1 protein-coding gene is annotated in these 598 nt (G+C 44.1%); it reads right to left on the bottom strand.

From position 1 onward, the window contains the following. A partial coding sequence (locus tag ACS8FD_RS22575) for a DEAD/DEAH box helicase (RefSeq protein WP_439277505.1) occupies positions 1–559 on the bottom strand: 559 nt, incomplete at its 3' end. Between the last annotated feature and the right edge of the window lie 39 nt (positions 560–598).

The raw sequence follows: 598 nt of genomic DNA on the forward strand, positions 1-598 counted from the left end.
CTGGCATTCGACCTACTAAGCGCTTGATATCAGGGATAAAACCCATATCAAGCATACGATCCGCTTCGTCTAATACCAGCACCTCTACTCGATCCAAATAAAGCATGCCTTTATGCATAAGATCTATCAAACGCCCCGGTGTTGCAACCAAGATATCGACATACTGACGTTCGAGCTCGTGCTGCTGAGTCTCATAATTGGTGCCACCCATAATACATACGCTGTGTAATTCTGTATATTTGGTCAAAGCAATACAATCGTCAAAAATCTGCTGGGCAAGCTCACGTGTCGGTGCCATTATTACTGCGCGCGGCTCTCCCAAGTGACGCTCTTCTTCTTCCTGAAAAGGACGCTTAAGCAAGGCCTCCATGATGGTAATCAAAAAAGTTGCCGTCTTTCCTGTTCCCGTTTGCGCTTGTCCAATTGCATCTTGATGTGCCAAAGTATGGGGTAATATTTGAGCTTGGATAGGCGTTAATTCAGTAAAGCCCAAATCACTGATTGCCCGCAATGTTGGCGCCAAAAGTGGTAGATCAGTAAATGTTGTAAAGTGACTCAAAAAATTATCCTTATATAGTAGTAATGACAGACTCGCATG

This window comes from Psychrobacter sp. 1U2, assembly GCF_051847575.1.